This window comes from Pseudomonas sp. LD120 (assembly GCF_009861525.1).
In the GTDB taxonomy this organism is placed as follows: domain Bacteria; phylum Pseudomonadota; class Gammaproteobacteria; order Pseudomonadales; family Pseudomonadaceae; genus Aquipseudomonas.
On record NZ_WVHL01000003.1, the window covers coordinates 1506612 to 1523491 of the forward strand.

At 63.5% G+C, this 16880-nt stretch carries 15 protein-coding genes; 5 read left to right on the plus strand and 10 right to left on the minus strand.

Translation table 11 applies throughout. The features are described 5' to 3' along the window. The first annotated feature begins 81 nt into the window (after positions 1-81). On the plus strand, positions 82-552 hold the full coding sequence (locus tag PLD_RS12745) for an Lrp/AsnC family transcriptional regulator (protein WP_159893098.1): 471 nt from the start codon (positions 82-84) through the stop codon (positions 550-552). Between the two features lie 149 nt (positions 553-701). Here the strand turns inward: PLD_RS12745 and PLD_RS12750 are convergent, their stop codons facing one another. The 3 genes from PLD_RS12750 to PLD_RS12760 form a co-directional block, all read right to left on the minus strand. Continuing rightward, on the minus strand, positions 702-1211 hold the full coding sequence (locus tag PLD_RS12750; RefSeq protein ID WP_110596527.1) for a flavin reductase family protein: 510 nt from the start codon (positions 1209-1211) through the stop codon (positions 702-704). Between the two features lie 113 nt (positions 1212-1324). Beyond that, positions 1325-2359 (minus strand): methionine synthase, encoded by a 1035-nt coding sequence (locus PLD_RS12755; RefSeq protein WP_170004818.1) that lies wholly within the window; start codon positions 2357-2359, stop codon positions 1325-1327. Between the two features lie 27 nt (positions 2360-2386). Next, complete coding sequence (locus PLD_RS12760) at positions 2387-3370, minus strand: DUF1852 domain-containing protein (protein ID WP_159893100.1); 984 nt, start codon at positions 3368-3370, stop codon at positions 2387-2389. A gap of 466 nt (positions 3371-3836) precedes the next feature. On the opposite strand from PLD_RS12760, the gene PLD_RS12765 reads away from it, so the two are divergent. The 4 genes from PLD_RS12765 to PLD_RS12780 all read left to right on the plus strand — a co-directional run bounded on the left by PLD_RS12765 (position 3837) and on the right by PLD_RS12780 (position 7881). Beyond that, positions 3837-4892 (plus strand): sugar phosphate isomerase/epimerase, encoded by a 1056-nt coding sequence (locus PLD_RS12765; RefSeq protein ID WP_159893102.1) that lies wholly within the window; start codon positions 3837-3839, stop codon positions 4890-4892. Positions 4893-4914: 22 nt separating this feature from the next. Further along, on the plus strand, positions 4915-5802 hold the full coding sequence (locus PLD_RS12770) for an alpha/beta fold hydrolase (RefSeq protein ID WP_159893104.1): 888 nt from the start codon (positions 4915-4917) through the stop codon (positions 5800-5802). A 142-nt stretch (positions 5803-5944) separates the two neighbouring features. Then, on the plus strand, positions 5945-6541 hold the full coding sequence (locus PLD_RS12775) for a TetR/AcrR family transcriptional regulator (protein WP_159893106.1): 597 nt from the start codon (positions 5945-5947) through the stop codon (positions 6539-6541). A 161-nt stretch (positions 6542-6702) separates the two neighbouring features. Next, on the plus strand, positions 6703-7881 hold the full coding sequence (locus PLD_RS12780) for a sugar transporter (protein WP_159893108.1): 1179 nt from the start codon (positions 6703-6705) through the stop codon (positions 7879-7881). Between the two features lie 269 nt (positions 7882-8150). Here PLD_RS12780 and PLD_RS12785 read toward each other — a convergent pair whose 3' ends face one another. From PLD_RS12785 to PLD_RS12815, 7 genes are all read right to left on the minus strand, one after another. Then, complete coding sequence (locus PLD_RS12785; protein WP_159893110.1) at positions 8151-9365, minus strand: MFS transporter; 1215 nt, start codon at positions 9363-9365, stop codon at positions 8151-8153. 3 nt (positions 9366-9368) lie between these two features. After that, positions 9369-10199 (minus strand): ABC transporter ATP-binding protein, encoded by an 831-nt coding sequence (locus PLD_RS12790; RefSeq protein ID WP_256674609.1) that lies wholly within the window; start codon positions 10197-10199, stop codon positions 9369-9371. Continuing rightward, positions 10196-11263, minus strand: a complete 1068-nt coding sequence (locus PLD_RS12795) for an iron ABC transporter permease (RefSeq protein ID WP_159893112.1) — start codon at positions 11261-11263, stop codon at positions 10196-10198. Before PLD_RS12795 ends, PLD_RS12790 begins: the two co-directional genes overlap by 4 nt. Next, positions 11260-12393 (minus strand): ABC transporter substrate-binding protein, encoded by a 1134-nt coding sequence (locus PLD_RS12800; protein ID WP_159893114.1) that lies wholly within the window; start codon positions 12391-12393, stop codon positions 11260-11262. The genes PLD_RS12795 and PLD_RS12800 overlap by 4 nt, the downstream gene beginning before the upstream one ends. After that, positions 12380-13252, minus strand: a complete 873-nt coding sequence (locus PLD_RS12805) for a PepSY-associated TM helix domain-containing protein (RefSeq protein ID WP_256674611.1) — start codon at positions 13250-13252, stop codon at positions 12380-12382. The genes PLD_RS12800 and PLD_RS12805 overlap by 14 nt, the downstream gene beginning before the upstream one ends. A 16-nt stretch (positions 13253-13268) precedes the next feature. Continuing rightward, a complete protein-coding gene (locus PLD_RS12810; protein WP_159893118.1) occupies positions 13269-15500 on the minus strand; it encodes a TonB-dependent siderophore receptor in 2232 nt (743 codons plus the stop codon). Between the two features lie 205 nt (positions 15501-15705). Continuing rightward, entirely contained in the window at positions 15706-16608 is a 903-nt protein-coding gene (locus PLD_RS12815; RefSeq protein WP_159893120.1) for an AraC family transcriptional regulator, read from the minus strand. Positions 16609-16880: the final 272 nt, after the last annotated feature.

Here is a 16880-nt window from a genome sequence, read left to right on the forward strand (position 1 = left end):
GCGCAATAATTTCCAATCTTGCCCTTGTTAGCGCTCTTGATTGGAATAAAAACAAATAAATTACAAATTAAGAGGCAAAATATGCCCACTGGCCTGGATCGCACCGACAAAGCCCTGCTGATGGCCCTGCAAGACAACGCGCGGCTGACCACCGCCGAACTGGCCGACAGCGTCGCCCTGACCACCTCGCCCTGTTGGCGGCGGATCAAACTGCTGGAAGAAAGCGCGGTGATCACCGGTTATCAGGCCATCCTGTCGCCCAAGGCTCTGGGTTACGGAGTCACCGCCTTTGTCAGCGTGATGATGGACTCCCACTCCCAGGACACCGCCCGCGCCTTCGAGCAGCGGCTGCTGGAGATCCCGGAAATCATCGCCTGTCACAACGTTTCCGGGCGCTACGACTTTCTGCTTGAAGTGCTGGCCAAGGACCTGGAATCCTTCGGCGAGTTTGCCCGCGAAGTGCTGCAGACCCTGCCGGCGGTGAAAGAGATCTACTCGAGTTTTTCCTTCAAATCGGTGAAGCCGTTGCGGCAGATTCCGGTACAAGAGTAAGGGGAGGTGCGGCCGTTTGGCGGCTATCGGCGGCGTCGTGGTTCGGCACTATCGCCAAGAGGCCGCGGCAACCGCGTCTGTCTGATTCGCAAGCAAGCCAGTGGCCTGCAACAGGCTCTCAGCGAAAGAGCACCGCGCAGCTCAAGGCTTTAAACCGAGCCATGGGCTGCGAGGTTGCAATACTGCCCTTTGAAATACAGCAATGGCTGCGCAGCCGCCGCTTGTTGCAGGTTCAACGCTTTCACTTCACCAATCACGATCAGGTGATCACCTGCGGCGTGTTCGGCGTGAATTTCACAATCCAGCCAATGCAGGCTGCCGGCAATGATCGGATTACCCAGCGGCGATTCCTGCCATTGGACGCCATGCCACTTGTCCGTGCCTTTGCGAGCGAACTGGTTGGAAATCCTGACCTGCTCACCGGACAGGATATTGACCGCGAATCGACCCGCCTGGCGAATCTTGGGATAGCTGGCCGAGCCGGACATGACGCTGAATGACACCAGTGGCGGGCTCATCGACACGCTATAAAACGACTGGCAGGTAAAGCCGATCGGCTCGCCAGCAACCTGCGAGGTAATCACCGTGATACCGGATGCGTAGTGCCCGAGCGCTTCGCGAAAGCTCAATGGCTCGATAGCCGTTCTGGGAAGTGACATGGAGGGTCCTAAATATCGGGTGCTGCTCGAAAGTGTCGAGGAGGGCCTGAAGCAGCCCGATAACTTTTCAATCCACTGCTTCAATCCTCCCGCACAGCATTTCCGGCTTCAGCTCAGCACGGGTTCGAGAGTTCTCTTCGGATAATGTCTGCACCAGCGCTTAACGCCTTTAGCTTGCCTCTTGCCACTCCACGAGCTAATGGCGCCATGCCACAGTTGGTGCATGGATAGAGTTTGTCGGCCTCTACGAACTGCAGTGCTTTGCGTAGGGTATTGGCCACTTCCTCTGGTGTTTCAATGGTGTTGGAGGCCACGTCAATGGCCCCAACCATCACTTTTTTGCCTCTGATGAGTTCAATGAGATCCATTGGGACATGAGAGTTGTGACATTCCAGCGAGACTATATCGATACTGGATTTTTGCAGCTTGGGGAAAGCCTCTTCATATTGTCGCCACTCTGATCCCAGAGTCTTTTTCCAATCTGTGTTGGCCTTGATGCCGTAGCCATAGCAAATATGGACCGCCGTTTCACACTTGAGGCCTTCAATGGCCCTTTCCAGGGTGGCCACTCCCCAATCATTCACCTCATCAAAGAAGACGTTAAAGGCGGGCTCATCAAACTGGATGATGTCCACACCGGCAGCCTCTAACTCTCGGGCTTCCTGATTGAGGATCTTGGCGAATTCCCAAGCCAGTTTTTCGCGACTTTTATAATGGCTGTCATAAAGCGTGTCGATCATGGTCATGGGGCCTGGCAGCGCCCATTTTATGGGTTGTTTGGTTTGCTGACGTAAAAACTTGGCATCTTCAACAAATACCGGTTTTTGCCGAGCAACAGCACCCACCACCGTTGGCACGCTCGCATCATAGCGATCACGAATTCTAACGGTTTCACGTTTTGCAAAATCAACGCCGCTGAGGTGTTCAATAAAGGTAGTGACAAAGTGTTGGCGCGTTTGTTCGCCATCACTGACGATATCAATACCGGCCTGTTGTTGTTCCTGCAGTGACAAACGTAAAGCATCGTGTTTGCCCTCGACCAATTCCTCGCCTTGCAACTTCCAGGGCGACCACAGTGTTTCAGGTTGTGCAAGCCAGGAGGGTTTAGGCAAGCTGCCGGCAGTTGAGGTGGGTAACAGTTTTTTCATCATCAATGGCCTTGTGATTTCAATGAGTCAAAGAGCGCAATGGGCGGACCACTGCTCAAGGATGGCCTGGTACGGCTTGATGAAGTTCTCCTCAACAAACTGCCCCTGCTCAATAGCCAGGCGGCTACGTTCCTCTCGGTCATAGACGATACGAGTCAGTGAGTAATCCTGGTGCTTCAGACTTGGTTGATAGGATTTTCCTGCCGCAGAATTGGCATTGTAGATTTCAGGGCGGTAAATCTTCTGGAAGGTGTCCATCGTGCTGATGGTGCTGATCAACTCAAGATTGGTGTAGTCACTGAGCAAGTCGCCGACGAAATAGAAAGCCAAAGGCGCAACGCTGTTTGCAGGCATGAAGTAGCGAACCTTCAATCCCATCTTCTTGAAGTAATCATCGGTTAAAGAATATTCATCCTGCTGGTATTCAAAGCCCAAGACAGGGTGCTGGTTCTCAGTCCGATGATAGGTTCGGCTGCTGGAAACACTGAGGCAAATAACCGGTGGTTTGCTAAAGTTTTTTTTGTAGGCACTTGAGTGGATGAAGTGCTTGAACAGCTTTCCATGCAGCTCTCCAAAGTTATCGGGAGTGCTGAATTCTGGCTGGTCCTTGTTGTGGTTCAATAACAGAACGCTAAAGTCATAATCTCGTACGTAAGAGGAGAAGTTGTTTCCGACAATGCCTTCCAGGCGTTCATTGGTCTTTCGGTCGAAAATGTTCGTTTTCAGTATTTCAATCAAAGGGATGGCGTTGCCACTGTTTTCAGTATCAATGTCCATTTCAACGGAAACGATTTCAAGTTCGACAGCGTAACGATCGCCTTTGGGGTTGTCCCAATGCGCCAAGGCATTGAAGCGGTTGTCAATCATTTTCAACGTGTTGCGCAAGTTGTCTTGGCGGCTTTTGCCACGGGCCAAGTTGGCGAAATTGGTAGTGATACGGGTGTTTTCGGAGGGGTGATAGTTTTCGTCGAAGCAAATGCTTTTGATGGTAAATGTAAGCTCTTTGTTCATGGCGTCCTGGTTTCCGAGATGGAACCTGAGTTTATTTATCGGTTCTCTGTACTTTCCAATGTTATTGCTAGGTTCTTTTGCTTAGTGGTGTTTCTAAGCTATCGATCATTGAGCTGCATTTTATGCTGGGCTATTAGTTGAGGGGTAATGAATTGATTTCACTGAGTCTTTAGTCACATTCATGATGTGCTGTTCATTCAGTTGTAGAAGGCTATTGCCCGCAGGACTCATTGATAGGCGAAACCAACAACTGAACGTGTGCGAGCTGGCGAGTGCGTGGAGAGCGCCATGCGCTTCCCGTTCATGTACCCGGCGCGTTCGCGTTTGCAGAACGGCGCCATCCCTGGCAAGCCAGCTGCTACCGGTGATCAGCCCGCCCCCAAAGCATTTTCCGCACACCGATGATTGACGTGGCAACAGCGGTTCCCTATTCTTTGTCGATCAGCAAAGAATAGGGAGCAATTCGATGAAAACCCTCAAGGGCCCCAGCCTGCACCTGGCACAGTTCAGTGCCGATATCGCCCCCTTCAACAGCCTGTCGGGCATTGCCCAGTGGGCTGCTGATCTGGGTTTCAAGGCACTGCAGATTCCTGCCTGGGATGCGCGTCTGTTCGACGTCGCCACCGCGGCGGACAGCCAGGATTACTGCGATGACCTCAAGGGTCAGTTGGCGCAAAAGGGTCTGGTGATCAGTGAGCTGACCAGCCATATCTTCGGCCAGCTGGTGGCGGTGCATCCGGCCTACGACGCAATGTGCGACAACTTCGCGCCCCAGGCGCTGCGGGGCAATCCCCAAGCCAGAACGGCCTGGGCCATAGAGCAGATGAAGCTGGCGGCCAAGGCCTCGCGCCGCCTGGGGCTCGGTGACATGGGCACCTTTTCCGGGTCCCTGGCCTGGCCTTATCTGTTTCCCTTTCCGCAACGTCCAGAGGGTTTGATCGAGGCCGCTTTCGAGGAGCTGGCGCGACGCTGGCGGCCGATCCTCGATGTGTGCGACGAGCAGGGGGTCAACCTGTGCTACGAGATCCATCCCAGCGAGGACCTGCACGATGGCACCAGCTTCGAGCGCTTCTATGAATTGGTCGACCGTCACCCGCGCTGCAACATCCTCTTTGACCCCAGCCATTTCGTGCTGCAGCAGTTGGACTACCTGAGTTACCTGGACATCTACCACGAGCGCATCCGCATGTTTCACGTCAAGGATGCCGAGTTCAATCCCAGCGGCCGCCAGGGCATCTACGGCGGCTACAGCTCCTGGGTCGAGCGGGCCGGGCGCTTCCGTTCCCTGGGCGACGGCCAGGTCGACTTCAAGGGGATCTTTGCCAAGCTGGCGCAATACGACTACCCGGGCTGGGCGACCCTGGAGTGGGAGTGCTGCCTCAAGGATCAGGAGGACGGCGCCCGGGAAGGTGTCGAGTTCATCAACCGCCACATGATCCAGGTCACCGAGCGGATCTTCGACGACTTCGCCGGGGCCGGGATCGACCGCCAACAGATCAACCGCATGCTCGGCATTGCCTGAACCCTTCATCAAGAGAACCCCCATGACAGCATTCACCGACAACACCCAGGCCGACACTGGCGGCCTGACCCATCGCTATGTGCGCATCGACGGCCAGCGCATCCACTGTGTCAGCGCCGGCACAGGCCGGCCGGTGCTGCTGATTCCCGGCTGGCCGCAGACCTGGTACGCCTGGCGCGAAGTGATCCAGGCCCTGGCCGCCCGAGGCTTCCAGGCCATTGCCGTGGACCCGCCGGGCAGCGGCCACTCCGACCGCCCGGAGCAGGGCTACGACACCGGCCATGTGGCCGGGGTGCTGCACCAGGTGATGGGGCAGTTGGGCTTCGAGCGCTACAGCGTGGTCGGCCACGACGTCGGCATGTGGATCGCCTATGCCCTGGCCAGCGATCATCCGCAGGCGGTGGAGCGCCTGGCGCTGACCGAAGCGGTGATCCCGGGGCTGGCGGCGGCGCCGCCGATCTTCGTCGCGCCAGAGCAGAACATCTTTCTCTGGCACTTCATGTTCAACCAGCTGCGGGATTTGCCGGAAGCCTTGATCGCCGGACGCGAGCGTGCCTACCTGAATTACATCTTCGATCACTGGTCCCATCGCCGCGAGGCGGTGGCCACCGAGGTCTATATCGAGGCCTACGCCGCGCCGGGTGGCCTGCGTGCGGGTTTTGCCTATTACCGGGCGATTCCCGAGACCGTGCGCCAGAATCAGTTGCGCGCGCAGCGGCCGCTGGCAATGCCGGTGCTGGCCATCGGCGCCGAGCACGCCACCAACGATGCGCCCTTGCTGACCCTGCAGGGCCACGCCACGGATCTGCGCGGCGCCATCGTGCCCGACTGCGGGCACTTCATCATGGAAGAGGCGCCGGAGGAGTTCCTCGCTCACCTGCTGCCCTTTCTTCAGGAGGGCGCCGACTGAAGAAAGGGCAGGCGGTCCCGGGCCATGGAAAATGGCCGGGGCCGGTGCAAATCTAATATCATTTCGTCGCGGCGCCTTGCGCCAACCCACTGACCGGCCCCTGCCGGTCAGTTTCCTTGTCCTGACGAGATACCCGACCCCCATGGCTGGAAGACCCCGCGAATTCGATCGCAACCAGGCGTTGCGCCAAGCGCTTGAGCTGTTCTGGGCCCGTGGATTTGAAACCACCTCCATGGCCGATCTGGTGGCGGCCCTGGGGATCGCCTCGGCGCGGATCTACGCCGCCTTCGGTTCCAAGGAGGCGCTGTTTCGCGAGGCCATCGAACTCTATGAAAGCCACGAGGGCGGTTTTGCCGACCAGGCCCTGGGCGAAGCCAGCGCCTATGTCGCCATCGAGCGCATGCTCAAGGAGGCGGTGGCGCTCTACACCCGGGCCGGTCATCCCCAGGGCTGCATGGTGGTGTCCTCGGCGGTGAACTGCTCCAGCGACAACGACGGCGTGCGTGAGTGGCTGGCCGAGCATCGCCGGGCTCGTACCGCGAGCATCATCCAGCGCCTGGAAACGGCGGTGCAATCCGGCGAACTGCCGGCACACACCGATGCAACTTCCCTGGGGGATTATTACTCTACGGTGCTGCACGGGCTGTCGGTACAGGCCCGGGACGGGGTCACCCAGGCGCGCCTGCTCAAAGGGGTGGCGCTGGCCATGACGGTCTTCGAGGCGGCGCAGGGCAACTGATCAGGCGCCTGCCAGCCTGTGTCGCGCAAAAAAACAGGCAGCGATACCGCAGCACCAGCTGCGCAAGCGGGCAGCCCCCGGTCATGGTTCCTGGCCCGGGTTGTGCATTTTTATCGGGTCCTGGACCTGTTCGATCATCGATAGAGTATTACGACCCGCCCATGAGCAACTCCGCGGCTACACCTCAAGGCAACTGGCAGCCGGTCATCGCGTTGGCGCTGGCGGCCTTTGTCTTCAACACCACCGAGTTCGTGCCGGTGGGGCTGCTCAGCGCCATCGGCGCCAGCTTTGAACTGCCCACCGCGCGGGTCGGGCTGATGCTCACGATCTACGCCTGGGTGGTGTCCTTGACCTCGCTGCCGGTGATGCTGCTGACCCGCAACGTCGAGCGGCGCAGGTTGCTCACGGTGCTGTTCGGGCTGTTCATCGTCAGCCATGTGCTGTCCAGCCTGGCCAACAGCTTCGGTCTGTTGATGCTCAGCCGCATCGGCGTGGCCCTGGCCCATGCCCTGTTCTGGTCCATCACCGCGTCACTGGCGGTGCGTCTGGCGCCGCCGGGCAAGCAAGTGCAAGCCTTGGGGCTGCTGGCCACCGGCACCTCGCTGGCCATGGTTCTGGGGATTCCCCTGGGGCGCCTGCTGGGCGAGGCCCTGGGCTGGCGCACCACCTTCAGTGTGATCGCGGCCATGGCCGGTTTGCTGGTGCTGTGGCTGATGCGCAGCTTGCCGCTGTTGCCCAGCCAGAACTCCGGTTCCCTGCGCAGCTTGCCGCTGCTGTTCAAGCGCCCGGCGTTGGTGGCGATCTATGGCCTGACGGCGCTGGTGGTCACCGCGCAATTCACCGCCTACAGCTACATCGAGCCCTTTATCAAGGTGGCGGCCGGGCTAGGCGGGGAGGTGGTGACCCTGGTGCTGCTGGTGTTCGGTGGTGCCGGGATCATTGGTTCACTGCTGTTCAGCGTGCTGCATCGCCACAGCCCCCAGGGCTTCTTGCTGACCGCGGTGCTGTTGCTGGCGCTGTGCCTGAGCCTGCTGTTGCCGCTCAACGGTCACGTCTGGTCCCTGGTGGCGCTGAGCGTGGCCTGGGGCATGGCGATCATGGGCTTTGGCCTGGCCCTGCAATCCAAGGTGCTGGTGCTGGCGCCGGACGCCACCGATGTGGCGATGGCGATGTTCTCCGGGATCTACAACATCGGCATCGGCGCTGGTGCGCTGTTGGGCAGTTGGGTCGGCGGACAGTTGGGGTTTGCCTATGTCGGCCTGGCGGGCGGCGCCCTGGCGAGTCTGGCCTTGCTGCTCTACAGCCTGGCCCTGCGGCGCATCACCCGCAGCAACCTGTAGCCGCTGCCGCCGGCTGCGAACGCTCTGCGCGGCAGTGCGCCGAAGGGATGCGGTGCTCTCAAGAGTGCTGCGGGTTCGGCGGCAGATCGCCAGGCAAGGTCCTGCGGACCTTTGCGCAGCCTCGCCGGGGCTCGGCAGCGGCTACAGGATTGCGCAAGTCGCGGGAATCGAGGCGGCCTCTTGTAGCCCAGGTTGCGAACGGGTTGCGCAGCCTCGCCACAGGCTCGGCAGCGGCTACAGTTCGCAGGGGGCGGGAACGCCCGCCAAGGTTAGCGGCGTCGGGCTTCAGGCCAGCAGGCCACCAGCACCAGCAGCAGCGCCGCCAGCAGGTAGGGCAGGCGCGGGTCCTGCCCGTAGATCAGGGTGCCCGCCAGGGGGCCGACCACCACTCCCAGGCCTTGGGCCGCGCCGACGGAACCGGCGGTGGCGCCTTGCTCGGCGGCGTCCACCGCGTTGCTGGCCAGGGCAGCGAAGGAGGGGAAGATCCAGCCCATGCCGGCGGCCGCAACCAAGAACCCCAGCCACAGCACCCAGGCCTGGGCCGCGACGATGCATCCGGCAAAACCCAGCGCCGCCACCAGGGCGCCGATGCGAATCATCCGCAGTGGCGGCCACTCCAGCTTGCGTACCAGCAGTTGCGAGGCGATCAGCGCCACCCCCACCAGGGTCAGGGCGACACCGGCGGTCTGCGCTGCCTCGGCCGGGCCCATGCCCAGGCGGTCGAGGGCGAAGAAGCCGACAGTGATCTGCGCCATGGCCACGCACAGCATGGCGACGAACCCCACCAGCAACGGTCGGCGCAGGCGCGGGTCGCTCAGGCGCACCGATTTGGGCGGCTGCTTGAGGTGCCGCTCCTGGCGCGGCAGCCGCGCCTTGAGCAAGGCGAAGCCCAGCAGCGGCAGCACGGCCAGTACGTAGAACGGCAGGCTCAGGCTATGGCGCGCCAGTAGCGCGGCAATCGCCGGGCCCAGCACCAGGCCGCAGGCGTTGGCCGCCCCCAGGGACGCCATGGCCCGGGCCCGGTGTCGGGGTTCGATGTTGTCGGCGATCAGCGCGTAACCGCCCACCGGGATCGCTGCATAGAACACCCCGATCAGGCCCCGTCCCAGCAGCAGCCCGGCAAACGCCAGCAGTGCCGAGGGCAGGGCGTGCAGCGCCAGGTCGATGAACAGGCTGAGGGCAATAAAGGCCAGGGTGAAGCCGCCGGTGCCCAGCAGCAGGATGCGCCGTCGGCCGAGGCGGTCGCTGGCCCGGCCCCAGGGCCGGGCCAGGAGCATCCAGATCACCCCGGAAACGGTCACCGCCATGCCTGCCTGCCAGGTGGCCAGGCCGAGAATCCGCGCGATGGGGCCGATCAGCGAGACGAAGGCCATCATCGCCATGGTGCAGGTCAGGTTGGCCAGCAGCAGCGGCCGCAGGTCGAAGGTCGGTGCGGCGTGGCCTGTTTGCAGCGTGTCGAGGGGCAGCGGTTGCGTGTCGCTCATGAGTTATCTCTGGGTTGAATGAAAGGGCAGGCGGCCGTCGACCATCACCAGCGCTCGACCGCGGACTAGTTCCAGGCTGGCGTCGACGCCGTAGACCTCGCGCAGCAACGCTTGATTGATGACCTCCAGGGCCGGGCCGGCGGCGGCCACGGCGCCGTTGTGCAGCACCACCACCTGCTGGCTGAAACCCAGGGCCAGGTTGATGTCGTGGACCACCACCAGGGTGATCAACTGGCGTTCGCGGGTGGCGCGGGTGATGGCCTCCACCACCTGGCACTGGTGGTACAGGTCCAGGGCGCTGGTGGGTTCGTCCAGCAACAGCACCCGGGGCTGGCGCACCAGGGCCTGGGCCAGCCCCACCAGTTGGCGCTGGCCACCGGACAAGGCGTCGATCGGGCGGTCGGCCAGGGCGGTCAGGTCCAGGTCTTGCAGCACCTGCTCAACCCCGTGCAGCACCGCGGCACTGGGCCGGCCAGGGGCGAAGCCGGCACCGCGATGCCCGGCCATGGCGGCGCTGAGCACCGCTTCGAAGGCGCACAGGCGGGTGCGCTCCGGCAGGCTCTGGGGCAGGTAGACGATGTGCTGCGCCCGTTCGACCTGGGGCAGGCGGTTCAGGTCGACGCCATCGAGCAGCACCTGCCCGGTGGTTTTCTGCAACCCGGCGATGCCCCGCAGCAGGGTCGATTTGCCCGCCGCGTTGGGGCCGATCAGCGCGGTCAGGGTGCCGGGGGCCAGGGGCGGCAGGCTCACGTCGCGCAGTACCTGTCGGCTGCCGTAATGCATGTTCAGGCCAGCGGTGCACAGCCCGGGCGGGGAAGGGGCGGTCAGGCTCACAGGACACCTCGGCGGTTGCGCATGACAATCGCCATGAAGAACGGAATGCCCACCAGGGCGGTGACGATGCCTACCGGCACCAGCACCCCGGGGATCAGGGCCTTGCTGGCGATCGAGGCCATGGACAGGATCAGCCCACCGCTGAGCACGCTGGCCGGCAGGAACAGCCGATGGTCCTCGCCCACCAGCAGGCGGGCGATGTGCGGGGCGATCAGGCCGATAAAACCGATGGTGCCGACAAAGGACACCGCCAGGGCCGACAGCAGGCTGATGCGCAGCAGCGCCAGCAGGCGCAAACGGCCAACGTCGATGCCGAAGCTGCGGGCCCGTTCCTCGCCCAGGGTCAGGGCGGTCAGGGCCCAGCTCTGGCGCAGGGAAAACGGCAGGCACAGGGCCAGGGCCAGGGCCAGCAGCGCGAGCTTTTCCCAGGAGGCCCGGGCCAGGCTGCCCAGGGTCCAGAACACCAGTTGCTGCAGGCTGTCCTGGGTGGCGACGAACTGCAGCAGGGCCACCAGGGCGTTGAAGGCGAACACCAGGGCGATGCCGAACAGCACCAGACTTTCCACGCCGAAGCCGCGCCAGCGGGCCAGCAGGTAGAGCAAGGCCACCGAGGCCAGGGCGAAGAGGAAGGCGTTGGCCGAGATCAGGTACTGCGCCGGCACCCCGGGAATGCCCAGGCCCAGGACAATCGCCAGCGCCGCACCGAAGGCTGCGGCGGCGGACACGCCGAGGGTGAAGGGGCTGGCCAGCGGGTTGTCGAGCACGGTCTGCATCTCGGCTCCGGCCAGGGCCAGGGCCGCGCCCACCAACACCGCCATCAGCGCGTAGGGCAGGCGCACGTTCCACACGATCACCGTCTCGACCCGGGGCATCGAGCCCGGGTCCCAGAGCACCTGCAGCAGGCGCGAGAGGCTCATGCCCGAAGGCCCGGTCGTAATATCCAGGGCCAGGGACAGCAGCAAGGCCAGGGCCAGGGCGGACAACAGCAGCACCCGGCGGCCATGGCGTTTGCGGTAATGCCCGCTGGCGATGCGCTCCTGCACCTCGGTGGCGGCCCGGGTCATGGTTGCAGGCTCGTGGCGAACACGCCGCTGGCGGGAATCGGCATGAAGCGCTGGTACAGCTCGCGTCGGGTCTGGTCCGGGTCCAGGTCCTTGAACAGTTCCGGGTGCAGCCACTTGGCCAGGGCCTGGACAGCGATCAGGTGCTCCGGCGAGTCATAGAAAATGTGCCACAGGCCATGCACATTGCCCTCGCGCACCGCCCGCAGCTCGTTCAGCGGTGCGCGGTTGGCGGCCTGGCGCAGGCTGTCCCGAGCCTGTTGCAGGGTGGCGGAATACCCCAGGGTCACGCCGCCCTGGCCGGCGGCGAAGACCCCGGTGGCCACGTACACATCCGGATCGCTGGAGAGGATGTATTCCACGTTGAGCACGCCAATCGGCCCGGGGATGCGCCCGTCGGCGATGTTGCGCCCGCCCGCCAGCTTGATCATTTCGCCGAAGTTGCCGGTGCCCGGGGAGCCGCAGCAATCCTGCAAACCGGCGAGCATGTCGACGAAGATCTTCGGCTGTTTGACGTTGCCGGCCTTGGCCAGGGTGTCGCTGACCCGGGCCAGGGACTGCTGGTAGAAGGCGATGAACGCCTCGGCCTGCCGTTCACGGCCCAGGGCCTGCCCCAGCAGGCGCATGCTGGGCACGGTGTTGCTCAGGGGATGGTCGCTGAAGTCGACGAAGATCACCGCCACCCCGGCGGCTTCCAGCTGCTTCACCGCCTCGCTGTCGGGGCTCGGCCCGTGGCCGCCGCTCAGGGCCATGATCGCCAGGTCCGGGTGCACCGCCAGGGCCTTTTCGACGCTGAAGGTCTCGGCGGACGTGCCGCCCACCAGCGGCACCTTGTCTGCCTCGGGGAAAGCCTTGTGGTAGGCCTCGTAGCCCTGCACGTCGAGGCCGCGAAAGTCCCCTTGCCAACCGGCGAGGCGGGCGAAGGGATTCTGGCCTTCGAGCAGCGACAGCGAATAGATCATCCGCCCTTCACCCAGGAGGATGTGCTCGACTTTCTCCGGCACCTGGACCTGGCGCCCGGCCAGATCGGTGAGGGTCGCGGCGCTGGCGGTGGCGGCCCACAGCAGGCCTAGGGGCAGCAGGCCGAGCAAGAGCCCGCGCTGGGCGCGGCGCAAGAAATCACGGTGTGTCATGTAAGGTTTCCTTGAACGATTGAACGGCCCGGCGAGCGACGCGCTTGCGCCACCACAGCAACAGGCCGGTGATGTACAGCAGGGGTAATGACAGGCCGCAGAGAAACCCCAGCCAGGCGCCGGGTGTGCCCAGCAGCAGGTGCCCGTGGGCGGCGGAAAACAGCGGCTTGACCGCCATCGGCGTGGCTGTGAGCCAGCCAAACAGCTCCGGGCGCGCGAGCCAGGCACCGCTGGCGGCAATCAGCAACAAGGGCAGGCTCAGCCACGCGGCGGCGAGGTTGTGCCATTCGCGCAGGCGCCGGGTGCCCTGGCTGCCGGGGCGCAGGCTGGCGGCTTTCCACCAGCTGCGGCGGCCCGGCCACCAGAGGTACAGGCCGCTGCCCAGGGAGCCCAGCAACACCAGGCCGCACACCAGCACCAGGGTCGAACCCCAGGCCTGCGGCAACAGCAGGCTGCGGTGCAGTGCCACCAGCTTGGCCAGCCACAGGTCCTCGAAGACGAAGAAGCCCCGGGGCGCGCCGGTGTAGGGATCGATCATGGCGATGCCGGTGCCGGGGCGCTCCTTGAGGGCACCGAAGACGATCACGTTGTCCGATTCGAGAAAGCCCTGGCGCGGTGGCGCCGCGCCGAAGACTTTGTGCAACTGCGGATAGGCGTCGGAGGCGGCCCTGATCCAGGCGTCCTGTTCCAGCAGCGTGCCGTGCTCGCCGGGGGCCAGTTGCAGCATCGGCGCACCGACCTCCCAGCGCAGGATCGGCCCCTTGAGCTCCAGCAAGGCGCCGCTCAGGCCCAACAACGCCAGGAGCAGCCCCAGGCTCAGGGCCAGCCAGCGATGCAGCCGCAGCCAGATCTCACGCATGGGCAGCATCGGCGGCTTACCAGCGGTAGCGCAGGCTGGCGATGACGCTGCGGTCATAACCGGCGCTGCAATTGGTCAGCGAGCAGCCTTCGTAGTAGTGCTTGTCGGTGAGGTTGGTGGCGTTCACCGCCAGGCGCAGGCCCTTGGCCGCCGGGATCAGCTTGTCGAAGTCGTAGTGCACCGCCGCATCCAGCAGGGTGTAGGAGGGCACGCGCTGGGTGTTGGCGGCATCGGCCTGGGTGGAGCCGATGTAACGTACCCCGGCGCCAAAGCCCAGGCCGCCCAAAGGGCCTTCGGGCAGGGTGTAGTCGGCCCACAGCGAGGCCATTTTTTCCGGGGTGTCGGTGGGGCGTTTGCCCTTCTCCAGCGGGTTGTTGCTCTTGCTCACCTCGGCGTCGTTGTAGGTCAGCGTTGCCAGCAGGTCCAGGCCCCGGGCCAGGCTGGCCTTGCCTTCGAGCTCGATGCCGCGCACGTTGATCTCGCCGGTCTGGATCTTGTTCAGGCGTTCGGCCGGGTCGGTGGTCAGGACGTTTTCCTGGGTCAGGTCGAACAGCGACAGGGTGATGTAGCTGTCGATGCCCGGCGGTTGGTACTTGACCCCCACTTCCGATTGCTTGGCGCTGGTGGGCTTGTACGGCGTGCCGTAGAAGTTGGTGCCCAGTACCGGGTCGAAGGACGTGGAGTAGCTGATGTAGGGCGCCAGGCCGTTGTCCGCCAGGTACACCAGGCCGGTGCGGTAGGTGAACTTTTCGTCGTTCTGCTTGCTCCCGCTATGTTCCAGGCGATTGTCGGTGCGGGCGCTGGAGCGGTCCTGGCGCCCGCCGACGCTGAGTACCCAATGCTCGTCGAAGGTGAACTGCTGCTGGGCGTAGACCCCGACCTGATCGGCGCGCTGCACGGTGTTGGTAAAGGGGGTGCTGGGGTTGAACACGCCGCCATGCACCGGGTTGTAGATGTCGATGGGCGAGGCAGCGCCGCCGCGCAGGTAGTAGTCCTCGCGGGTGCGCCGGTAGTCCACCCCCAGCAGCGACACCATTTGCGTGCTGCCCAGATTCCAGCGGGCCTGGGCATTGTTGTCCAGGGAGTAGGTGTCGCCGACGATGCGAAAGCGATAGGCAGAGCGCTTCAACGTGCGTAGATCCGACTCCAGGGACATGCCGCTGGCGGTGTTGGTCAGCAGGTTGACGTGGCCGTAGCGGGCGCTGGAATTGAGGCTCCAGACATCGTTCAGGCGCTGCTCCAGCAAGTAGCCCAGTGAGTACTGGGTGCGGTGGTTGTCCAGCCCCGGTTCATCGAGGAAGACGTTGTGCTTGAGCTTGCCATTGGGGTTGCCGAGCAGGGTGCCTTGGGCCGGCAGGGACACCCTGGGTGCGCCGAACGCATCCTGGGTGTAGTCGGCCAGCAGGGTCAGGCGGGTGTCGTCGTTGGGCTTCCAGGTGAAGGAGGGCGCGAAGTACTGCTTGTCGTCCTTGATGTGCTCGAACTGGGTGCCGCTGTCACGTTCCAGGCCCACCAGGCGGTAGAGGAACTGCCCTTCATCGTCCAGCGGGCCGCTGAAGTCGAACTGGCCCTGGGCCCGGTCGAAACTGCCGCCCTGGATCTGCACTTCATGGAAGGGCTGCTCCAGCGGTCGCTTGCTGATCTGGTTGACCACGCCCCCCGGCGAGTTCTGGCCGAACAGCACCGAGGCCGGGCCCTTGAGCACATCGATGCGTTCCAGGCCATAGGCTTCGACCTTGGGCCAGGCCTGGGCGGTGTTGCCCTTGAGGCCATCGCGGAGCATGCCGGTGGTGACGTCGAAACCGCGGATCGAGATCGTGTCGAAGCGCTGGCTGGCGGCGGTGGTATTGGCCTGGACCCCGGCGGTGTAGCGCAGCGCCTCGTTCACCGACTGCACCTGCTGGGCATCCATCTGGTCGCGGGTGATCACGGAAATCGACTGAGGAATTTCACTCAGCGAGGCATCGGTCTTGGTCCCGCTGAGGCTGCGCTTGGCCACGTAGCCGCTTTGCTGGCCGGTGGGGGAATCGACCTGGGTGGCGCTGACCACGCTGGTGTCCAGGGTCAGGGTGTGGTCCTTGTCGGCCTCGCCATCGGCGGCCAGCGCGGCGCCGGCCTGGGTCAACGACAGGCCCAGGGCCAGGCTGTGGATCAGGCACGCCAGCGAACTGCGGCGCAGCGCCGGACGCAGGACCGGACAATCGGCCGGCCAACCTTGGGTGTTTTGGTGCGCAACGCGGCTACCCATGCTTCACTCCGTGATGGGGATTAAATGAGAATGCAAACGTATCTCATTTGTGCGCCTGGGTTGCCGCCTAAAACTTTGGCTTGAGCGACCATTTCTTTCGTTTGCGGCACCGCGCGGGCAGGGTGCCCGGGGCAGCCGGCGCGCGGTTTCACACCGCCAGGCTGCGGCGTTGTTCAAGGCACCAGGTATTCAAGGCCAGGGCGGCTCAGCGCAAGGATTTGGGCGACACCCCGAAGCGCTTGCGAAAGGCCGTGGAGAAGTGTGCCGGGCTGTAGCCGACCCGGTAGGCTGCGCTGGAGACGTTGGTTTCGCCGCTGGCCAGCAGGCGATACGCCTCGCCCAAGCGCTGCTCTTGCAGATAGGCATAGACGCTGGTGCCGAACACTTGGCGAAAGCCGGCCGTCAACTTGCGCGGGTTCAGCCCCACTTGACGCGACAGCTCGGACAGCGAAGGCGAAGCCTGCAATGACCGCAGCAGCAGGTCGCGAGCGGCGTGGATGCGCTCGATGTCCGAGGCGTTGCCGGGGCTGTCCTGCTGCGGCCGCGATTCGGAGTGGGCGAGGAGGCCCTCGACCCCCAGGGCGGTCAGTTCCAGGGCCTTGCCCCCCAGGTAGAAGGAGCGGGTCGGGCCTTGCAGCGGACAGGTCGCGATCTGCTGGGCCAGGGCCAGCAGCGGCTTGCTCGCCGGCTGGCAGAACAGCATCGGGCCGCCGCCAAGGGGGTTCAGCAAGCGCTCGGGTTCAAGACCGGCCTTGCGGATGGCGGGAAAATCCAACTGCACCGTGGTGTAGCGCACCGGCACGCCGCTGGCGAACAGGTGGTCGCCGCAATGTTCGCCCTGGTTGGCCACGGCGCACAGGGTCGGGCCGCGAATCTCCACCTCCGGTTGGCCCTCGACTCGGCAGTTGAGCTGGCCGCTGAGCACCAGGATGATTTTCAGGCCTTGCCAGAGCGGCTCTTGCATCCACATCGGGCTGTCCATCAGCACCGTCCCGGTGGACAAGGTGATTTCCGGCACCACGGCCGCCGTCCCGGCGTGCTGCGGATTGGGAAAGTGCAGGGTGAAATCCCTTTGGACAGGCTGCGGCGCAGCGTTGGGGCTGAGCATGGCGAACTCCCTGTTGACCGGAAAAGAGGCCATACGCTATCAGGAAAATCCTTTTATGTAATTAAGAATGATTATCCTTTAGCTTTTGTGCCCCGTACTGCCGGGACTTGCCGCGCAATCAAAAGAAAAAGCCGCGCAAACGAATGTCCTGGCGATTGCCGGGCCCCGGAAATTACCGGTTAATAATCACTCTCATTTGCAAGCGCAACCGCTCAACATGGACGACTCTGCCATCCGCCGCCCCGCAGGAGCGCCGACAGGCCCGCATTTTT